16 protein-coding genes and 1 tRNA gene are annotated in these 18,595 nt (G+C 60.1%); 11 read left to right on the top strand and 6 right to left on the bottom strand.

Annotated elements, in window-relative coordinates:
* Nucleotides 1-220 precede the first annotated feature (220 nt).
* On the bottom strand, nucleotides 221-1,693 hold the full coding sequence (locus tag O0881_RS08335; protein ID WP_289910859.1) for a hypothetical protein: 1,473 nt from the start codon (nucleotides 1,691-1,693) through the stop codon (nucleotides 221-223).
* Nucleotides 1,694-2,160: 467 nt separating this feature from the next.
* Here O0881_RS08335 and O0881_RS08330 point away from each other — a divergent pair, with 467 nt between their 5' ends.
* The 4 genes from O0881_RS08330 to O0881_RS08315 all read left to right on the top strand — a co-directional run bounded on the left by O0881_RS08330 (nucleotide 2,161) and on the right by O0881_RS08315 (nucleotide 6,925).
* A complete protein-coding gene (locus O0881_RS08330; RefSeq protein WP_289910858.1) occupies nucleotides 2,161-3,087 on the top strand; it encodes a hypothetical protein in 927 nt (308 codons plus the stop codon).
* Complete coding sequence (locus O0881_RS08325; RefSeq protein WP_100427832.1) at nucleotides 3,080-3,541, top strand: hypothetical protein; 462 nt, start codon at nucleotides 3,080-3,082, stop codon at nucleotides 3,539-3,541. Before O0881_RS08330 ends, O0881_RS08325 begins: the two co-directional genes overlap by 8 nt.
* The gene (locus O0881_RS08320) at nucleotides 3,538-5,592 is read left to right on the top strand and encodes a hypothetical protein (protein WP_289910855.1); all 2,055 of its coding nucleotides are present in this window, start codon (nucleotides 3,538-3,540) and stop codon (nucleotides 5,590-5,592) included. Before O0881_RS08325 ends, O0881_RS08320 begins: the two co-directional genes overlap by 4 nt.
* A gap of 622 nt (nucleotides 5,593-6,214) precedes the next feature.
* Entirely contained in the window at nucleotides 6,215-6,925 is a 711-nt protein-coding gene (locus O0881_RS08315; RefSeq protein WP_289910854.1) for an alpha/beta hydrolase, read from the top strand.
* Nucleotides 6,926-6,988: 63 nt separating this feature from the next.
* On the opposite strand, the gene O0881_RS08310 is transcribed toward O0881_RS08315, so the two are convergent.
* The 4 genes from O0881_RS08310 to O0881_RS08295 form a co-directional block, all read right to left on the bottom strand.
* Nucleotides 6,989-7,957: an alpha/beta hydrolase gene (locus tag O0881_RS08310; protein WP_099667104.1), complete on the bottom strand. Its 969-nt coding sequence runs from the start codon at nucleotides 7,955-7,957 to the stop codon at nucleotides 6,989-6,991.
* Nucleotides 7,958-8,098: 141 nt separating this feature from the next.
* Nucleotides 8,099-9,121 carry a hypothetical protein gene (locus tag O0881_RS08305; protein WP_289910853.1) on the bottom strand — a complete coding sequence of 341 codons (1,023 nt, stop codon included), beginning with the start codon at nucleotides 9,119-9,121 and terminating at the stop codon, nucleotides 8,099-8,101.
* The gene (locus O0881_RS08300; RefSeq protein ID WP_289910852.1) at nucleotides 9,118-9,855 is read right to left on the bottom strand and encodes an aspartyl/asparaginyl beta-hydroxylase domain-containing protein; all 738 of its coding nucleotides are present in this window, start codon (nucleotides 9,853-9,855) and stop codon (nucleotides 9,118-9,120) included. The genes O0881_RS08305 and O0881_RS08300 overlap by 4 nt, the downstream gene beginning before the upstream one ends.
* Nucleotides 9,840-10,346 (bottom strand): GNAT family N-acetyltransferase, encoded by a 507-nt coding sequence (locus O0881_RS08295; protein WP_289910851.1) that lies wholly within the window; start codon nucleotides 10,344-10,346, stop codon nucleotides 9,840-9,842. The genes O0881_RS08300 and O0881_RS08295 overlap by 16 nt, the downstream gene beginning before the upstream one ends.
* Before the next feature lie 147 nt (nucleotides 10,347-10,493).
* On the opposite strand from O0881_RS08295, the gene O0881_RS08290 reads away from it, so the two are divergent.
* The 6 genes from O0881_RS08290 (at nucleotide 10,494) to O0881_RS08265 (ending at nucleotide 17,319) form a co-directional block, all read left to right on the top strand.
* Nucleotides 10,494-11,510, top strand: coding sequence for a hypothetical protein (locus O0881_RS08290; protein WP_289910850.1), 1,017 nt, complete (start codon nucleotides 10,494-10,496; stop codon nucleotides 11,508-11,510).
* Nucleotides 11,511-11,632: 122 nt separating this feature from the next.
* Entirely contained in the window at nucleotides 11,633-12,292 is a 660-nt protein-coding gene (locus O0881_RS08285) for a sugar dehydrogenase complex small subunit (RefSeq protein WP_289910849.1), read from the top strand.
* Complete coding sequence (locus tag O0881_RS08280; protein ID WP_289910848.1) at nucleotides 12,289-13,947, top strand: GMC family oxidoreductase; 1,659 nt, start codon at nucleotides 12,289-12,291, stop codon at nucleotides 13,945-13,947. The genes O0881_RS08285 and O0881_RS08280 overlap by 4 nt, the downstream gene beginning before the upstream one ends.
* Complete coding sequence (locus tag O0881_RS08275) at nucleotides 13,944-15,407, top strand: c-type cytochrome (RefSeq protein WP_289910847.1); 1,464 nt, start codon at nucleotides 13,944-13,946, stop codon at nucleotides 15,405-15,407. The genes O0881_RS08280 and O0881_RS08275 overlap by 4 nt, the downstream gene beginning before the upstream one ends.
* A gap of 140 nt (nucleotides 15,408-15,547) precedes the next feature.
* Nucleotides 15,548-15,949 (top strand): GtrA family protein, encoded by a 402-nt coding sequence (locus O0881_RS08270; RefSeq protein ID WP_034788967.1) that lies wholly within the window; start codon nucleotides 15,548-15,550, stop codon nucleotides 15,947-15,949.
* Between the two features lie 71 nt (nucleotides 15,950-16,020).
* Nucleotides 16,021-17,319, top strand: coding sequence for an NCS2 family permease (locus O0881_RS08265; RefSeq protein WP_092606241.1), 1,299 nt, complete (start codon nucleotides 16,021-16,023; stop codon nucleotides 17,317-17,319).
* A gap of 109 nt (nucleotides 17,320-17,428) precedes the next feature.
* Here the strand turns inward: O0881_RS08265 and O0881_RS08260 are convergent, their stop codons facing one another.
* Nucleotides 17,429-18,136, bottom strand: coding sequence for a GntR family transcriptional regulator (locus O0881_RS08260; protein ID WP_099667112.1), 708 nt, complete (start codon nucleotides 18,134-18,136; stop codon nucleotides 17,429-17,431).
* A 269-nt stretch (nucleotides 18,137-18,405) separates the two neighbouring features.
* Here O0881_RS08260 and O0881_RS08255 point away from each other — a divergent pair.
* Nucleotides 18,406-18,481: transfer RNA gene (locus O0881_RS08255), tRNA-Asn, on the top strand.
* Nucleotides 18,482-18,595 lie beyond the last annotated feature (114 nt).

The following is an 18,595-nucleotide window of genomic DNA, read 5'->3' as shown; positions in this document are numbered from 1 at the left end:
CCCAATCGCCGCCAACACACTGGCGCGCCAGCTATTGCGCAATTTTTTGTAGGCATGGAAATGCATGCCCTTGATAGCATTGTTGGAGGGCGTGGCTGCGGGCAGATGGAGTTCGTAGATGAGTTTGTGTTGGGGCATTGAGATGGCCGGTGGGGGCAGGGGTATCTCATATAGCGAGCCAGGAAAATACGCTGCTTTCCTCCCGACACTTTTAAACGCCCTAGCGTGCCTCCGATGCTAAATCTTGAGATGCTATGGCTCTTGAAAAAAACAACTGCGGCGGGAAATAGCGGAAATAGTCGAAGACACGCTTGGTATCGGTCGCAGTGGCCGGCGTCTCATCACCCTCAAGTGGCATTCGCCTGATTTGTACCGGGTGCAGTCCGAAAAGCCACTGCGTGTCGGTCGCATTCTTTAGTGGAATTGCATACGACTCGTGAGCACATAATGCTGCGAACTCTCGCAGTATCCGTTCTGCCGAAATCGGTTCAGCGTAGCGCGACAGGGCTACCGCGCGTTCATAGCACTTCTTTGCCTTGGCCGGTTCGCCTGAAAAGACTGCAATTCGGGCCTCCATGGCATGGATGTGGAATTCAGCAATACCGTTGTGTTCAGCGACGAATTTGCGCAGCTCCTCCAAGGCGGCCATCGCCTTGCTGTGGTCGTCCGGTGCTCTGGTTGTAGATTGGCGGCATAGGAGTTTGTCCAATATCAGGAAGGCCTCTGGTGTGCCCGTCTTGATGATGCAACTGTTGGATAGCATGATGAATGGATGCTGCGCCGAGTTCAGGTCGAATCCACGACCAAGACATGCCGCAATTTCCTGCCGAAAAGCGGAGCCGGCCGCATCGAGCACCAGCGCAATCCAGAACCAGAGCCTATACCTCGGCTCTTCATTCATACGATAGAGTTGCTTTATGAGTGCAAACGAATCTCTGCGTGTCTTCTGCCTTCCCGTTTCCCAGCGGTTCATTTTATCAACACACTCTTCTGGTGGCAGGCCCGCTTTGCGCGCTGCCTCAGCAGCAGACTGTCCTTCGAGCTTGCGAAGCCAGCAAAGAGCCACTGAAATCGGTGCAACGCGCGCGTGGTCTGCTTCTTTGGGTAGAAGCCGGGGGAGGAGTCCTATACCCCATTTCTGTTCCAGCCAGCTAAGGTCGACCGCGATTTGTTGTGCGAACAATGTCGGACGTAGGATTTTTTGGACCCGACGGGTTGGTATATTGGCTGCCGAAATCGCGCGGACAAAATTTTCCAGATATGACGTGATGTAGCTAGCTAGCCGCCTTGCGACCTCTTTGGCGATGTCAGGTGTAGCCCATTCTTGAGCCAGTTCAGTTTCCAACACTATCGCCAGGGCAGGCAGGTCTTTCGCATTAGATTTTTTTTCGCCCTGTGATTGCTCAAGTGAAGAAAAAAAGCGCCTCTTACCCTCTGCCAGTTGACGAATGTCGGTGTAGGCAGAATGGTCCTTGGGAATCAAATAGCTGGCCTTGACGAATGCAAATACCAGTGATTCGACCGAGGCGTATCCGTAGCGTGGAGTATGGGTCATCTTGTGCGGGCCTTGGACGGTGATGTGCCTTTGGTAGCCTTGGACATCGCTTCGGCAGCGAATGACCCCTTCGGCACTTGTCCGCCATTCTCCATAGCGCTGGCGCGATAAACCCGGCTTGCCGCCTCGACCGTCCATGGGGTCGAGCGCTTAGGGGCTACCGGTTGCTTCACAGCAGGCGCGGGTTGCTGAGCTTTTGGTGCCGACCGCGGGGCGGGTGTATGTGTGCCTTGTGCAATTACGGGTTTAGCCTGCTGGTTGGGGTTTGTGCGGCTGTTCTTGCTTGTGATTGGTTTTAAGCCTGATTTTGTCATGAAGGTTCTCCCTGGAGTTGTCGGTAGGCCCTTCCATATTGGTTAGGGTTAGAAGAAACTATAGCGGGGCTCGCGCTCATTTTCTACCACCGAATAAGTGAACAATTTTTTGAAACCGGGTGCACAGGGCTGTTTGGGAACAAAAAACGGGTCAGCTTCCCTTAAGATGCCGCATTGACATTGGATGTGAGTTCATGCCGCAGTAGGTGGCGTTTTATGAATGGTGAAAAAGTTGCGTGGATGTTAAATAATGTGTAGTCTCTCGTGTAACGAAAAATAACCAAAGTAAATATGTTTGCAACTGCGTTCGGGGTCTTCAATGGGACCAGCTGGGAGAACCTTTGCCAGTTGGTGTTCAAGAGGAAGTATGGTGTTGATGGCTATCAGCATATTCCAGTGAGTCCGGGCGACTACGGATTGGAGGGCTATACTTCGATTACCGGGTATGGGTTCCAATGTTACTGCCCTGAGAAGCAGTATACCCGTACCGAGCTGTACGAAAAGCAACGTGACAAAATTACCACCGACATTAACAAGTTTCAGGACAATAAGAAAGACCTCGAGGACATTCTGGGGCCAGTCAAAATCAAGAACTGGATATTCGTTACCCCAGAATTGGCTTCAAACGCCCTTTTGCGGCATGCACGGAAAAAAGAACGGGAAGTGAAAGCGGCAAAGTTACCCCATGTAGACGACGATTTTCGAATTCTCCTACATGACGTTGAACACTACATGATAGAAATCAGGCAAATTCAATCGACACAAGGGCAGGCATTAGACTTTTTCTCGACGCCACCGAAACTCGATAACCTGACTGGGCCGCCAGAAGAATATGAAGCAAACCTGAGGCGTAAGAGCATTGCGCGGCTAGAACCGAAAAGCGGGTCCGTTGCATACGGCCGGTTACTGGATAGTCTCGTTGGCAGCACGTCCAAAAGCTTCATCGAAGCAGACAATTTCCTTCACAACATCGAGAAAAGTGCGCCGCTGCTTCATGCTCGCCTTATCGCACTCATAAACGAATTCGAAAATGACGTGCGAGAGAAAACAATTGTGTGGTGCGGTTCAGCCGATGAACTCACTGCCAGCGTTACCAATGGTTTGATTTCAAGGATTGTGCACGACCTACAACCCGAATTTAATCAGACTAACGCCAGCCAAGTAGCGAGGCATATCGTCGCTCGATGGCTTGCAATATGCCAGCTAGATTATGAGTGAGTATAAAAAAACACTGCGATTTGTTAGGCGCGCGGCACCAGTGTTTCCTGAGCACCGGCCGCTCTACAAAATTGCCCAAATTCTCCTGATACTTGCACTGGCATCCCGCGGCGGTAAGTCTTCGTTGCCGCGACTTCAGCTCCTCAACTGGGCGTTGAAGACCGCGCCAAGAAGAACGCGCTTAATTGACGCAGTAAAGAACGGAGAATTAAATATCGCCGCTTGGGGCTTTGACCCTGTGGTGGCAATCGCATTACGGTTTGCTGAAGCTGAAAAATTGATAGAGCAAACAGCAACTGGCTACAAAATCACAGACCTCGGAGATAAATTTGCGCATAGTATTTGCAAGGACACCGAGAACCTTGAGAACGAGCGGCGTTTTTTGACCGCGCTAGGTAAATCTCTCACTGAAGGGATGGTCTCAGCCGTGTCGAACAAGTGGGGAGATGTATGAAAATCAATGCTGTTAAGTTGCATATTTCTACAGCAGCAGGGAACTACGGATTCAATTTCAAGTTCGGGCGCCAGCTAACGGTTGTACGGGGGCGGAACTCGGCTGGCAAGAGCACGTTATTCAACACGATTCTATATTCTCTTGGTATGGAGGAACTCGTAGGTGGCCGTGATGAAAACGTACTACCCTACGGCGTGCGTGACCATTTCCTGTATGAAGGTAACCGCCAAGACGTGCTAACGTCCGAAGTGTTCGCTGAAATCGAGAATGATATGGACCAGGTCGTAACCCTGCGACGCGCTATCAAACACCCTGACCGTCAGCCCAAACTCATTGAAGTGTTCGAGGGAAAATGCCTTACTGGCGACGCATCCTTCGAAAATTCTAAACCGACCTACATCCATGACGCTGGTGCAGCGCAAAAGGATGAGGGATTCCACCGGTTCATGGAGAAGTTCTTGGGTTTGCGCCTGCCGACCGTCCCCACGTCGTCCGGCGGTGAAGCGAAGCTCTATTTACAAACTATCGTAGCGGCGCACGCGGTCGAGCAAAAACGAGGTTGGACCGACTATATCGCTACTATTCCGTTCTACGGTATACGGGAAGTTCGTACCAAGGTCGTCGAATACTTGTTGGGCCTGGACGTGTTCGACACTGACGCATTGAAAAACAGGCTGAACAGCGAGTCCGTAAAAATTCACGAAAATTGGACGAAATACGCCAGTGAGGTTTCCCGGGCCGCGTCCGGTGAAGGTTTTGTTGTCATCGGCCTGCCTGGACACCCAGACTCGTCCTTCAATATGGACGCGGTTAATCTGTTCAGGAAGTCGGGTGACCGTCAGCTCACTCTTCCTCAATATCGCACACAGCTACGTGATGAATATCGCGCGTTGGACGAGAAAATTGACAACTATTCGAAAGTCACCAGCGATGAGGCAGTAATTGACCTTGAAACATTGGCTACTGAGCTTCGAGAGCTAAACTTCTTGCACGAACAGAGCATTACTCAACTAACTCTGAAACGAGCGTCTCACAGGGAATATGAGGAGCTGCTTTTGGAAAACCGGGAGTCCTTAGCGCGAAATCGTACTGCGCAGAAGCTGAAGGGCCTTGGCGGAGATTACTCACTAGAGCTCGCCGAGGACCGGTGTCCAACTTGCCTCCAAGACATATCGGAAACCCTACTTGGTGGCACCATTACTGGCCCCGTCATGAGCCTCGATGAGAATATCGCTTACCTTAAAAATCAGTGTTCAATGCTGGAGCGACAAATCGCTGGCTTCAAGACAGATATTGAGCAGTCGGAGCGAATTTCCGCGGAATTAGGACGCCGTTTGGCAGCTAAGAGTGACCATTTGAAGGCGCTCCGCGGGGACGTTAGCACCGGTGCTGTGCAATCCAAGGCGATGATTAGACGGCAGGTGCAGCTAGAGACCCAGGTCGATAGGATAGCAGATGTTGACCAGCTCATACGGGACCGCCTTCCCCTTTTTTGCGACCTCGCACTTCAACTAGGGGAAAACCAGAAGCTGCGAGCGGTGCTTCCAAAGGAGCGCTACGCGGAGACAGACCAGTTAAAAATCAACATGTTCGAGAAGTGGTTCCGCTCAAATGCCGGCTCGTTTGGCTACGAAAGTGCGCCAATCCGCGATATCGAGATTAGTCGAGACACACTTACGCCAGTGCTAGGTCAGCTTGAACTTCGGGAGATTAATAAGAAAAAAACGGATATCAAGGCAGATTCAAGCGCAAGTGACTTCGTTCGCCTCATTTGGAGCTACTTGCTCGCCATCTACCAGACGTCAGCTAGTAAGGAAGTGAATGGCAACCATCTCGGTATTTTGCTGTTCGATGAGCCGGGCCAACATTCAATGCGGGTTGAGAGTCAGCATTCCCTCCTTCAGCTTCTGGCGGCGGAATCGGGCCTACAAAGTATCGTCGCCGCCTCGTTCGATGAGTCTGATAGTGTCTTTAATGAAGCGACCTCGAACGTTAAATACGAACTTATCGAGTGGGGGGACAAGCTGATTCAACCGTTGCGCTCAACCTGAACCAGTTCAAAATATTGGGTGACTGGAAAGTTGTTCTTTCTGCTTGCGGACTGCGTCTGATTAGTTCTACAAGACTTTGTAGGGGAGTTGGGCGATAGACGCATCATTGTCCTTGAGTACAAGAGGGGCGAAGCCTTGAGAGTTGAGGTTTGTAAATAAGTAACGGGGAATGTCGGTTCTGCCATCTGAAGTAGAACGTGTCTTGTCATTTGGGTTCGCCCAAGCCTATAATCAGACTAGTCCACAGGTCTCCTTTTGATAGCGCAAATGATAGCGCGGAGGCTCGCGGACGGGTTCGAGCAGGTGCGTTTGAATGCGGTAGATTTCGCGCAACTGCTTGATTTTATTGAGATTGGGATGACGTCAATTCCATCCTAAGGCCTCAACGTACAACTGTTAATCCGCAGGTCCCTGGTTCGAGTCCAGGTCGGGGAGCCAGAACACGCAGTAGCAGAAAGCCCAGCCTTCACCGGTTGGGCTTTTTGCATTTCTGGGCTGGCGCAGACGCCCGTGTCGCCTGCTCTTGATCCACCGCATGGACCGCCAGGCATCTGGCGCTATGCTGGAAGAGACAAGGCGTTGGCGGCTCTGTCATCGCTTGCAATTTCCGGGAGGGGCTGACATGGATGACATCGCACGCGCCGGACCGGCGACGATCGTGCTCGTGCATGGTGGTTTTGTCGACGGGTCCGGCTGGGAAGGCGTTTACCGGGCACTGCGTGACGAAGGCTGTCACGTTGCCATTGTGCAAAACCCAACGCTATCGCTGGCGGACGACGTGGCCGCGACGGGCCGGGTCATCGCCGCAGTACCGGGTCCCGTGGTCCTGGTCGGTCATTCGTATGGGGGCGCCGTGGTCACGCAAGCGGGGAACGATCCCAGGGTCAAGGCATTGGTCTACATCGCGGCGTTTGTGCCGGACCAAGGGGAGTCTGTCGATTCCTTGCTGAAGAATGCCCCGCCTGGCGCGCCGGTGCCGCCGATCTTGCCGCCGCACGATGGCTTCCTGCTGCTCGACCAGAAAAAGTTTGCGGCCGCCTTCGCCGCCGATGTGCCCAGGCACAAGGCCAACTTCATGGCGGCATCGCAAGTGCCCTGGGGGATGGCTGCCTTGACGGGCGTGGTCAGCGCGCCAGCGTGGAGGAGCAAGCCCAGCTGGTACCTGGTCGCGACCGGGGACCAGATGATTGCGCCGGCGATGCAGCGCCAGATGTCGGAACGGGCGGGCTCGACGGTGGTCGAAGTTGCCGGCAGCCATGCCATTTACATTTCGCAAGCCCACGCGGTGGCGTCGCTGATCCGCAAGGCTGCGGCGAGCATTGCCGGCGACTAGGCCGGCAGTGTGTCGGCCAGCCTGTCGGCCCCCGAAAAGGGCGTCATGTCATGGGGCGTCGGATCAGGGCTTGGCAGTCGCATCCAAGGTCTTGATGATGGCTTCTTGAAATTGCACCGGTTCATCCTGGTGTATCTGATGGCCGGAATGCTCGAAGAAGAACAAGCCCTTCCTTGGCGCCTTCAAGGTGTCGAAATACGCTTGCGTGATCCTGGTCGAGGTCTGGATATCGTTTTTGCCGACGAAGAAATACACGGGGCAGTCAACGCTCTTCAAGGTCTTGGGCAAATCAATGTTCATGACCTCGTTCCAGACGGGCGACCAGGTCTTTGACCATTGCAGAAAACCCGTCTTGAAACCTTCGCTCGTCGCAAATGCCTTGCCATCCTTGTAAAAAAGCCATTTCCGTAAATAAAACATGCTTTCGTCACTTGCAAACGGAAAACTGATGCTGTTCAGCTCCTGGCTGGCGACGGCATTGTCCTTGAAGTGCACTTTCAAGGCTTGCAGCAATTCTTTCTCGCTTTCCAGCTGGCTCACGACAGGATTCGACGCGAAATAGGCATGCAGCAGTTCCGGGTGACGCTTGACGATATCAAAGCCCAGGACGTTGCCCCAGGAACTGCCCAGCAAGTATATTTTGTCCTGCTTTAACTCCTTGCGCAGAAATTGGATGACTTGATACGTGTCCTGCTCCATCTGCCCGACGGACGGCTGCGTGGGGGAGGGATTCAGTTTCAAGGTTTTTCCGGCATCCCGCTGGTCCCATTGCACAATCGTAAATCTGCTTTTCAGGAGATTCGTAAAGGCATCCGCCCCCTTGATCATGGAGCTTCCCGGGCCGCCGGATAAAAACAGCAGCACGGGCTTGTTCGCGTCGTCCGTCTTGATTTCCACCACTTGCTTGATGCCGCCAATATCGGGTGTCAGGGTGGTGGTGACTTCCGCGGAAGCGGGTGTCGCTGCCGCAGTGGTTTGCGCCTTGCATGCGTAGAAGGGAATCAGGGCGGTCAAGAGCACTGCCAATGTCATTTTTTTTATCATGGTGTCAGGGTCGGTTTCAGGTTGCTTGCACCGGCGCATTCTGCGCCGCAGTTGAACAGCTAATTTATCGCATGGTTTCCAGCGGGTACGTCGACATGTCTCCTCGTTAAAAAGTTGTTTTTATGAAAATCATTGACCTTGCCCGGCATGCAGCCGCGACGCTTCCAGCGCCAGATAAGCGGCTTGCAATTGTGCGGCGATGGCGGCCAGGCCGCTTGCTGCGGGCGCGGGCGGATCGCCGTGGTAAGCCGTGCCGTACTTCGCATGCACGCCGCCTTGCGCGCGCATCGCTTGCAACTGCGCCGCTGTAGGGGCGATGCCGAAGCGGGGCAATACATCGCTGAAGAGGATGTCGGGCAATTGACTGTAGTTAATTAATTGCAACTGTCCTGCCGCTGCATGGGACCGGGCGGCGTCGAACAGGCTGGCCAGCACGAGGCCCGTATAGCCATCAAGATCGCCCGGCGCCAGCTGGTGTGCGGGCAGCGGCAGCTGTGCCGGGTGCAGCATGCCGGGCACCATCTGCGGGCCGCGCTGGCGCTGGTGCGAGGCCAGCACGGCCAGCGGTTCGCGGTAGACGAACAGGCAGGGCGTGCCGGGAAACGCTTGCCGCAGCAAGTCCAGGCTGTGGATGTGCCAGCAGTCGAACTTGATGAAGAAGTGCGTCTCAGCAAAGGAGCGGCGCTGGCCCAGGGCCAGGATGGCCTGGCGCAGCAGGGCGATGCCGGCCGCCGGGTCGGCGCTGTCGTGATGCAGGCGCAGCAGCGAGTCGATGACGGGCGGCTCGGACATGACGATGCATTGCGGCAAGGACGCCAACAGCTGGCTCAGCAGGGTTGAGCCGCAGCGCGAGACGTGGAAGATGAAGGCGTCGGGTGCCAGGCAATCGCCGAGCGTCGCCAGCGCCGCCAGCGGCGTGCGGCAGACGCGGCGCTCCCCGTGCGGCTGGCGCGCCAGGGTATTGACAAAGAAGGCGTCGCTGAAGGGTGTTTTTCCCAGCTCGCGCCAGCACATGGCGGCGTCCGCCCATGTTTCGCCCCGCTCCACGTACAGCGGATACCAGCCGCGCAGGTCCATGCCCTCGTGCCACGGCACCGTCTCGCCCCTGGCCAGCAAGCGTTCCTGCTGGGCCAGGCCTGGCGCGGCGCTCACGGCGCGTTCCCGTCGGCCAGGGCAGCCAGCGCGCTGGCCAGCGCCAGGCTGGCGGGCGAGGGCGATAGCCGCAACTGGGCGATGACGGCCCGCACATTGCCATCGTTGATGCTGGGGTCGCCATACCTGTGGGGCGCTTTCGGCACGAAGCCGGCCGAGGCGAACAGCGCTTCGAGCCAGGCATTGCCGATGCAGTCGAGCACGAGGTGGATGCGCGGCGTCGTGCCCCGGTTGTGCACCGCGTGCAGGCAGCTGGCATCCATGTACCAGGCGTGCCCGGCCGTGAAGTGGACGGTCTCGCCATCGATGGTAAACAGCACCTGCGGCGAGGTGCGGATGGGGATATGGATGCGGACGAGGCCATCGGCCAGCGACATGCCGGCGTCGCGGTGCTCGCGGATGAGGGTGCCCGGCGCCAGCGCCATCAGGCGCGCGGCGTGAAGCTCGCATGCGAAGCTGGCAAGCACCTCGCGCAGGCAGGGGCAGCGTGCCAGTTGCGGCGTGGCGGCATAGGCGGGGCCGTTGACGGGCATGATATCGCCGGCTGCTCCGCCGGGCGAGCGCAGCGGTATGCAGCTCCAGCCCGTGTCATAGGCGCCCGTGTTGAAATGGCTGATCCACTCGCCGGCGGCGAACTGGTCGCTGTCACCCTGCATGCGCGCCACGTCGAAGCGCAGCGGCAGTTGCAGCCAGGTGCTGGGGGTATGTTGCGCCGGCACTATGGCGCGCTCCATTCCAGTTGCTCCTGCACCTCGTTTTCCCCGCGCAGGCGAAAGCCCAGCCGCTGGTACAGTGCGCGCGCGGCGGCGTTGCCCTTGTTGACGGCAAGGTGGATCTGCCATTGCTCCGCAGCAGCTTGCGCCTGCAGGCCGCGCAGCACGGCGCTGCCGGCGCCCTGGCCTTGCGCGGCGGGCAGGATGGCGATGTCGACCAGGTGCAGCACCTGATTCCGGCGCTCCAGGATCAGGCGGCCGATGGGCGTGTCGCCGTGCTGCAGCACCAGGTACACGGCGTGCGGATACGTCTGGCGATAGCCGTGGCTTTGCATGCGCTGCTGCATGGCGATCAGCTGTTCGATGACGGCGGGCGCGGCCGGCATCTGGCGCAAGTCGTCGCGCGTGGAGCCGTACAGCGCGGCGGCAAAGCCTTCGTCGTCGTCGCGCTGGACGCGCAACTGGTAGGGGGCGGGCAGGCTGGCGAGGGCGGAAAGCGGCAAGGCGTGCATCGGTGCTCCGGTAGGTGGTTGCGATGGCGGCAAATGAGCAGGCATGTATTTATTTGCTATGCTGCCAATTTTTCCGCGTACTTGCAATCATTTCAAGGAGGCCGCCATGCATTCTGTCTTTATCCCGCCTTGCCCGTGGAGTCGCGCGTGAATCCGGCGCGCGCGGAACTGGCCGCCATTGCGGCCGCGCTGTGCGATCCGCAGCGCTCCCTGGCCAGCCTGGTCGGCGAAACGGTGCAGCTGCGCCAGCTCGTCGAGCGCCATTCTCGCCTGTCCATGGACCGGCAGGACGGCTTGCGCGATGGCGAAAGTTTTCTGCCCAGCGGCTGGGCCATCTCGCCCGTGCAGGCGGGACTGTGCGCGCGCGAGCCGTACCGCAGCGCCGCCTTCATCCAGGGCCTGGCGCAGGCCGTGAGCGAGCGCCTGGACGTGAGCGGCGGGCAGCCCGTGCGGGTGTTGTACGCGGGTTGCGGCCCGTTCGCCCTGCTGGCCTTGCCGGTGATGGCCGTGCTGGATGCGCAGTTGGTGCAGTTTTCCATCCTCGACGTGCATGCCGAGACGCTGGCGTATGCGCGCGACCTGATCGCAGTTCTGGGCCTGGACAGCCACGTCGCCGAGTACCTTTGCGCCGACGCGGCCGCCTGCCGCATTCCTGCCGGCGGCATGCCGGACGTCATCGTCAGCGAAACCATGAATACCGCGCTGGGCAAGGAGCCGCAGGTGGCCATCCTGCGCAATCTGCATGCGCAAGCGCCCGCGGCAACGCTGCTGCCGGCGGCCGTCACCGTGCACCTGGGCCTGGACCGGCGCGCGCCGGATGCGCCGTGCACCGACTGGGGCCGCGTGTTTACCCTCGATGCGGACGCCTTGCGCGCCTGGCAGGACGAAGGGGGCGACAGCTTGCCGGCCGCCAGCATCCGCCTGCCCGACGTGCTGGAACAGGCGCCGCGATTGCTGACGCGCATCCGCGTGCATGGCGACATCGTCCTGGGCGACCATGAGTGCAGCCTGAACCTGCCCCTGGCCTTGCCCGGCAAGCCCAGCCTGGCCGGCGGCAGCGTGCTCGACTTCCATTACCGCCTGGGCAGCCAGCCGGGACTGGCGTTTTGCCTGCGCAGAATGCCTGAATCCATGCCGGAATTGCCCAGGGCAGTGTCTCAGTAGTAGTACTACATTGGCAGACTATTTACTTCTGTAGGATAATATGGAACCGGTTCCATCTATGCGCAAATGCAATGTAGCGCAATCATCGAAGTCAATAAAATAACAAGTCTTGCGGGAGTCTCATGAACCATCCAGGCACTGAACCATCTGCAACATCCGTTTCATCCCTTCCCCGCATCAGCCGCCGCCACGCCCTGATCGGCCTGGCTGCCCTGCTGGCGCAGGCCGGTTTCTGGAGCAATCCCCTGTCCGCCGCCATGCAGGCGCCGGCCAGCGCTCCGGCCACCGGCCTGGCGCCCGCCACCATGCTGTTCTACACCTTGTCGCAAACGATCACGGGGCACCGCGACCTGTCCGCCGCGACGGCGGCGCGCATCGAGCAAGCCATGCGCACCAACGTGCCCGGCTTCGCCGACCGCTTGCCGCAGCTGGGCGCGCTGCTCGTCACGGGCCAGGAAGCCAAGGCCCTGCTGGCGGCCGCCAGCGCCGCCGATGCGGGTCTGCGCGAGCTGGCGCTGGCCATCGTTGCCGCCTGGTACACGGGCACTGTCGCCGGCCATCCCGCGCAGGGCACGAAGTCCATCGTCGTCGCGTATGCGGAAGCGTTGATGTACCGCACGGTGGCCGATGGCCAGGTCGTGCCGACCTACTGCAATTACGGCCCCCTGTGGTGGCTGAAGGCGCCGCCCGCCGTGGGCGTGTCCGCGCCCGTGGCGCCAAAACCCGTACCGGCCCCGGCCACCACCGGCACTCCCGAAACCAAAGGCAAGCAAGCAAAATGAAATCACCCCAATTCAAGAGTAATGGCGACGTCGTCGCCGATGTCGTCATCGTCGGGACCGGCGTCGTCGGCGCCATGATGGCCGACCAGTTGGCCGCACAGGGTCACTCCGTGATCATGCTGGAAGCGGGCTTGCGCATCGAGCGGGGCCAAGCCGTGGAAAACTGGCGCAACATGCCGTTCGAGAACCGCGTCGGTTCCGATTTCCAGGGCCTGTATCCGCAGGCGGACAACGCGCCCGCGCCGCTGTATTTTCCAAAAAACAACTATGTGGAATTGTCCGGCCCCAGCGGCAGCAGTTTCCAGCAGGGCTATCTGCGCACGGTGGGCGGCACGACCTGGCACTGGGCCGCGTCGTGCTGGCGCCATTTGCCGTCCGACATGCGCATGAAAAGCGATTACGGGGTAGGGCGCGACTGGGCCATCTCCTACGATGAGCTGGAACCGTACTATTGCCGCGCCGAGCAGGAAATGGGCGTGGCCGGCCCCAACGACCCGGCGCTGCAGTCGCCCAGCGAGCGCAGCGCGCCGTATCCGATGGACATGGTGCCCTGGGGCTATGGCGACAAGCGCTTTGCCGAAGTGGTCAACCCGCACGGCTACCGTTCCGTGCCGATTCCGCAAGGCCGCTCGACGCGCCCATGGCAGGGACGCCCGACTTGCTGCGGCAATAACAATTGCCAGCCGATCTGCCCCATCGGCGCCATGTACAACGGCATCCACCACGTGGAGCGGGCCGAGCTGAAGGGCGCGGGCGTGCTGGCCGAGGCCGTCGTCTACCGCATCGACACGGACCAGAACAACCGCGTGACGGCCGTGCACTGGTATGACGCGAAGAAACAGTCGCACATGGCGACCGGCAAGGCCTTCGTGATTGCCTGCAATGGCATCGAAACGCCCCGTTTGCTGCTGCTGGCGGCGAACCAGAACAATCCGAACGGCATCGCCAACAGTTCCGACCAGGTGGGCCGCAACATGATGGACCACTCGGGTTTCCACTGTACTTTCCTCGCCAATGAACCGATCTGGACGGGCCGCGGCCCCGCGCAGAGCAGCTGCCTGGTGGGTCCGCGCGACGGCGCCTTCCGCGCGCAGTATTCGGCCAACAAGATGATCTTGAACAATATCACCCGCGTTGGACCTGCTACCCAGCAATCCTTGAAGCTGGGCCTGGTGGGCAAGGACCTCGACGATGAAATCCGCCGCCGCGCCGCGTTCGGCGTAGACCTGTCGATCAGCCTGGAGCCGCTGCCGGAGGCGCACAACCGTTTGACCTTGAGCAAGACGCGCAAGGACCCGCTGGGCCTGGCCTGCCCGGACATCTACTATGACGTGGGCGACTATGTGCGCGATGGCGCGAAGGCCGCGCATGCGCAGCTCGAGCACATCGGCAAGCTGTTCGGCGCCGTGGAATTCCATATCACCGACAGCCTGAACGCGAATAACCACATCATGGGCGGCGTCATCATGGGTTCCAATCGCGCCGATTCCGTGGTCGACGGCAATTGCCGCGCCCACGATCACGCCAACCTGTGGCTGCCCGGCGGCGGCGCCATGCCGTCGGCCAGCGTCGTCAACACCACCCTCAGCATGGCCGCGCTCGGTTTGCGCGCGGCCGACGACATCGCCCGCACCCTGGCAAGGGAGGCAGCATGATGCGCCGCCTGTCCTTCGCTCTCGGCCTGGCCTTGCTGGCCGGCGGCGCCATCGCTGCCGTGCCTGCCTCGGCGCCGCCCGTCACGCTGACGCCGGACCGCCCGGCCGCGCCCGTGGCCGCCAAGCCCGATGCGCGCCTCGAGCAGGGCCGCTACCTGGCCATCGCGGCCGACTGCATGGCTTGCCATACGGCAGCGGGCGGCAAGCCGTATGCGGGGGGCTACGCCATCGATTCGCCCCTGGGCACGATCTACGCGACGAATATCACGCCGTCGAAACAAGGCGGAATCGGCCTCTACACGGAAGCCGACTTTGCGCGCGCGCTGCGCGAAGGCGTGCGCGCCGATGGCAGCCATCTGTATCCGGCCATGCCCTACACCAGCTATGCGCAGCTGACGGATGCGGACGTGGGCGACCTGTATTACTACTTCATGCAGGCCGTTCAACCTGTCGACGCGCCGGCGCGCCAGACGGCCTTGCCATTCCCGTTCAATGTGCGCCTGTCGATGCTGGGCTGGAATACTTTGTTCCTGGACAATAAACGTTTCGTGCCGGACCCCACGAAAAGCGCGCAGATCAACCGGGGCGCCTACCTGGCCGAAGGCCTGGCGCACTGCAGCGCCTGCCATACGCCGCGCAACGCGCTGATGGCGGAAATCGGCAGCCAGACCCTGGCGGGCGCGTCGCTCGGTTCCTGGCATGCGCCGAACATCACGTCCGACAAGGTCAGCGGTATCGGCGCGTGGACGGATGCGGAACTCACGGCTTACCTGAAGACGGGCCACGTGGAAGGCAAGGGGCAGGCGGCGGGCGGCATGGCCGAAGCCATCCAGAACAGCCTGCAGTTTTTGCGCGACGACGACGTGGCCGCCATCGTGGCCTGGCTGCGCACGGTGCCGCCCGTGCGCGCGCCGGGGCAGACGCAAGCTGCCTTCAGCCATGGCAGCGCCGCCAGTGAAGAGCCGCTGCTGCGCGGCATGGCCAGTTCCACGGAGCGCCATTCGCTCAACAGCGGCGCGATCCTGTTTTCCGGCTACTGCGCCAGCTGCCATTCGGCCAGCGGCGCCGGCAGCACGGGCCAGGCCTATCCCGCCCTGTTCAACAATACGGCGACGGGCGGCAGCACGCCGGCCAATCTGGTCTCGGCCATCTTGTTTGGCGTCGAGCGCAAGATCGAAGGGGAAGAGCATGAAGCATTCATGCCCCGTTTCGACCAGCGTTCGTATGTGCAACCCTTGACGGACGAGCAGATCGCCGCTATCGCCAATTACGTGCTGAAGCAGTATGGCAACCCGGATGTGTCCGTCACGCCCGCGTATGTGGCGCAGGCGCGCAGCGGCGGCGAGAAACCCGTGCTGGCTCGGGCACAACCGTTCATGCTGCCGGGCGGCATCGTGGGAATCTTGCTGTTGATCGCGCTGTTTGTATTGCTGCGCCGGCGCCGCCAGCGCAAGGAATAAGTGTCGAAACGGCGGCGAATATGAACGTTGGGCGCAACTTGCAGTAAAATGCAGGCTGAAAAATGGTTACGAGCAATCGTAGCCATTTTTTATTCTGGCCCGATCCCGGCAATTGTTTTCGTCTTATTTGAAAATTGACAATGTCCCATTCCCTGCATCACCAATTTTTGCGTTTCGCCGCCGTCGGCGCTTCCGGCACGGCCGTGCAATACAGCGTGCTGTGGGGTGGCGTGGAATGGGCCGGCATCAGTGCCGCCGCCGCGTCCGGCATCGGCTACATCCTCGGTTCCGTCGTCAACTACCTCCTTAATTACTTTTTCACGTTCAAGAGCGACAAGGGCCATGGCGAGGCGGCCAGCAAGTATTTCACCCTGCTGGGCATCGGCTGGTGCATCAATACGGGCCTGATGTGGCTGCTGGTACACCAGCTGGGCTGGTATTACTGGCTGGCGCAGGTGCTGGCGACGGGAATCGGGCTGGTCTGGAATTTCGCGGGCAGCCGCTGGTGGGCCTTCAAGCCGGCGGGCGCAGCGGGAAAGTAGTCATTTCGTCATAAAAAGAGGCGCACTGGCCACACGCAGGCGCCCGGTTTTACCAAAACAAGGGGTTAATCATGCAGTTCCTGGAACGCTATTTCAAACTGAAGGACAACGGAACCAATGTGCGCACGGAGCTGCTGGCCGGCCTGACCACGTTCCTGACGATGGCCTACATCATCTTCGTCAACCCGTCCATCCTCGGCGACGCGGGCATGCCGAAAGACTCCGTTTTTGTTGCCACCTGCCTGGCGGCCGCCATCGGCACCCTGATCATGGGGCTGTACGCGAACTACCCGATCGCGCTGGCGCCGGGCATGGGCTTGAATGCGTATTTCTCGTACACGGTGGTCAAGGGCATGGGCATGAGCTGGGAAGTGGCGCTGGGCGCCGTCTTCATTTCCGGCTGCCTGTTCATCCTGGTCAGCCTGTTCAAGGTGCGCGAGATGATCATCAACAGCATCCCGCCCGCGCTGCGCACGGCCATCACCGTCGGTATCGGCCTGTTCCTGGCGATCATTTCCCTGAAAAGCGCCGGCGTGGTGGTGTCGAACCCGGCCACCATCATCGCCCTGGGCGACTTGCACCAGGCGGCGCCCATCCTGGCCATCCTCGGCTTCTTCATCATCGTCGCGCTGGACCGCCTGAAAGTGCCGGGCGCCATCCTGATCGGCATCCTCACCATCACCGTTGCCAGCTTCTTCTTTGGCGGCAACCAGTTCAACGGCATCGTTTCGACGCCGCCCGCCATCGAGCCGACCTTGTTCAAGCTCGACATCATGGGCGCGTTGTCGATCGGCATCGTCAACGTGGTGCTGGTATTTTTCCTGGTGGAATTATTCGATGCGACGGGCACCCTGATGGGCGTGGCCAACCGCGCCGGCTTGTTAAAAGACGGCAAGATGGAACGCATGAACAAGGCCTTGCTGGCCGACAGCACGGCGATTGCCGCAGGCGCCTGCCTGGGTACGTCCAGCACCACGGCCTTCGTGGAAAGTGCTGCCGGCGTGCAAGCGGGCGGCCGCACGGGCTTGACGGCCGTGGCCGTTGCATTGTTGTTCCTGGGCAGCCTGTTCTTCGCCCCGCTGGCGCACACGGTGCCGCCGTACGCGACGGCGCCGGCGCTGCTGTACGTGGCGTGTCTGATGCTGCGCGAACTGACTTTCATCGACTGGGATGACAGCACGGAAAGCATTCCTGCCGCCATCACGGCCTTGATGATGCCCTTTACGTATTCCGTGGCCAGCGGCGTTGCGTTCGGCTTCATCACCTATGCGGTATTGAAACTGTTGACGGGCAAGGGCAAGCAAGTGTCCGTGGTGGCTTACATCATCGCCGCCATCTTCCTGTTCAAGTTTATCTACCTGGGCGAATAGCGGGGAGGGCAGGGCCGGAGCCGCGCGTCCGGTACTGCTATCGAAAAAGCGGCAATCGCAAAAAGGCCGCCCGTGCATCCGCAGGGGCGGCCTTTTTTGATGACGGGGCCTACATCAGCAGCGCGGCCACCAGGTCTTTCCTGTCGTCGCTGGCGCTGCCGTCGAAGCGCAAGGCCGCTTCCACGTGCGACAGGTGCTCGACCATCAGGCGCGCCGCCAGGTCCGCGTCGCCGTTGCGCGCCGCCTCGAGAAAGCGGCCGTGTTCGTCGTACGAGCAGGCGGCGGCGTGGCCGGACTGGTACAGCATGGTGATGAGCGAGCTGCGGCCCACCAGTTCGCGCACGATGTCGCGCAGGACGGCGTTGCCGGCGATATCGGCCAGCAAGACGTGGAAGTCGCCCAGCAGCTGCGAACGCAGCGGCGTCGCTTGCGCCAGCGCCAGGCGTTCCGCCTTCAGGTGGCGCTCCAGCATCCGGTAGTCGGCAGGCTTGGCCCGCGCGACGAATTCGCGCGCCAGGGCCGCTTCGATGACGCGCCGCGCGGCAAAGATGTCGCGCGCCTCCGCCTCGGTCGGCTGGCTGACGAAGGCGCCCTTGTCGGGCACCATGCGGATCAATTTATCTTTCGAAAGAATGAGCAGGGCGGCGCGGATCTTGGTGCGGCTGACGCCATACAGCCGGCACAGCGCCTCTTCGCGCAGCCGGGTGCCGGGCGGCAATTGGCGCGCCACGATGGCGGCCGCCATATGCTCGGCAATTTCCGCCGAGCTGTCGCCGCTGCCGGGTTTGTCCACCAGGGTTGCGCTTGATTCTGTCATGTCGGGTGAGAGCAGTAAGCCAGGGGCAAGGTGAGCTTGCAAGCGCATGTCCGCGCGGCGGCGTGGTTGACGCCCCGTTGCCGACATGCCGTTGTGCGCCTTCCATATCGGCAAGGCCTGGCTATTCTACTATCTTGCGTGACGCCGCGCAGACGGGCGCAGCCATCTGGCGAGGCTGGCTCGCCGGTAGCCTGTTTTGCTGCTCATGCAGCAACCATGTCGTAACGACTGGACATGGGAAATTTTGACGTATATAATTCGGCCTCCTTTCCCTGATAGCTCAGTTGGTAGAGCGACGGACTGTTAATCCGCAGGTCCCTGGTTCGAGTCCAGGTCGGGGAGCCAGAACAAGCAGCAGCAAAGGGCCACGTGGCAACACGTGGCCCTTTTGTCATGCGCGCACGGTTTTCCGTTCACGCTGGCCATGCCGTGTTAGCGGCGTGCGCGACGCCGGCCCGC

Source organism: Janthinobacterium sp. SUN100, assembly GCF_030397705.1.
In the GTDB taxonomy this organism is placed as follows: Bacteria; Pseudomonadota; Gammaproteobacteria; order Burkholderiales; family Burkholderiaceae_D; genus Janthinobacterium; species Janthinobacterium kumbetense.
The sequence above is the reverse complement of the archived record's forward strand: the minus strand, read 5'-3'. Positions and strand labels throughout refer to the sequence as shown.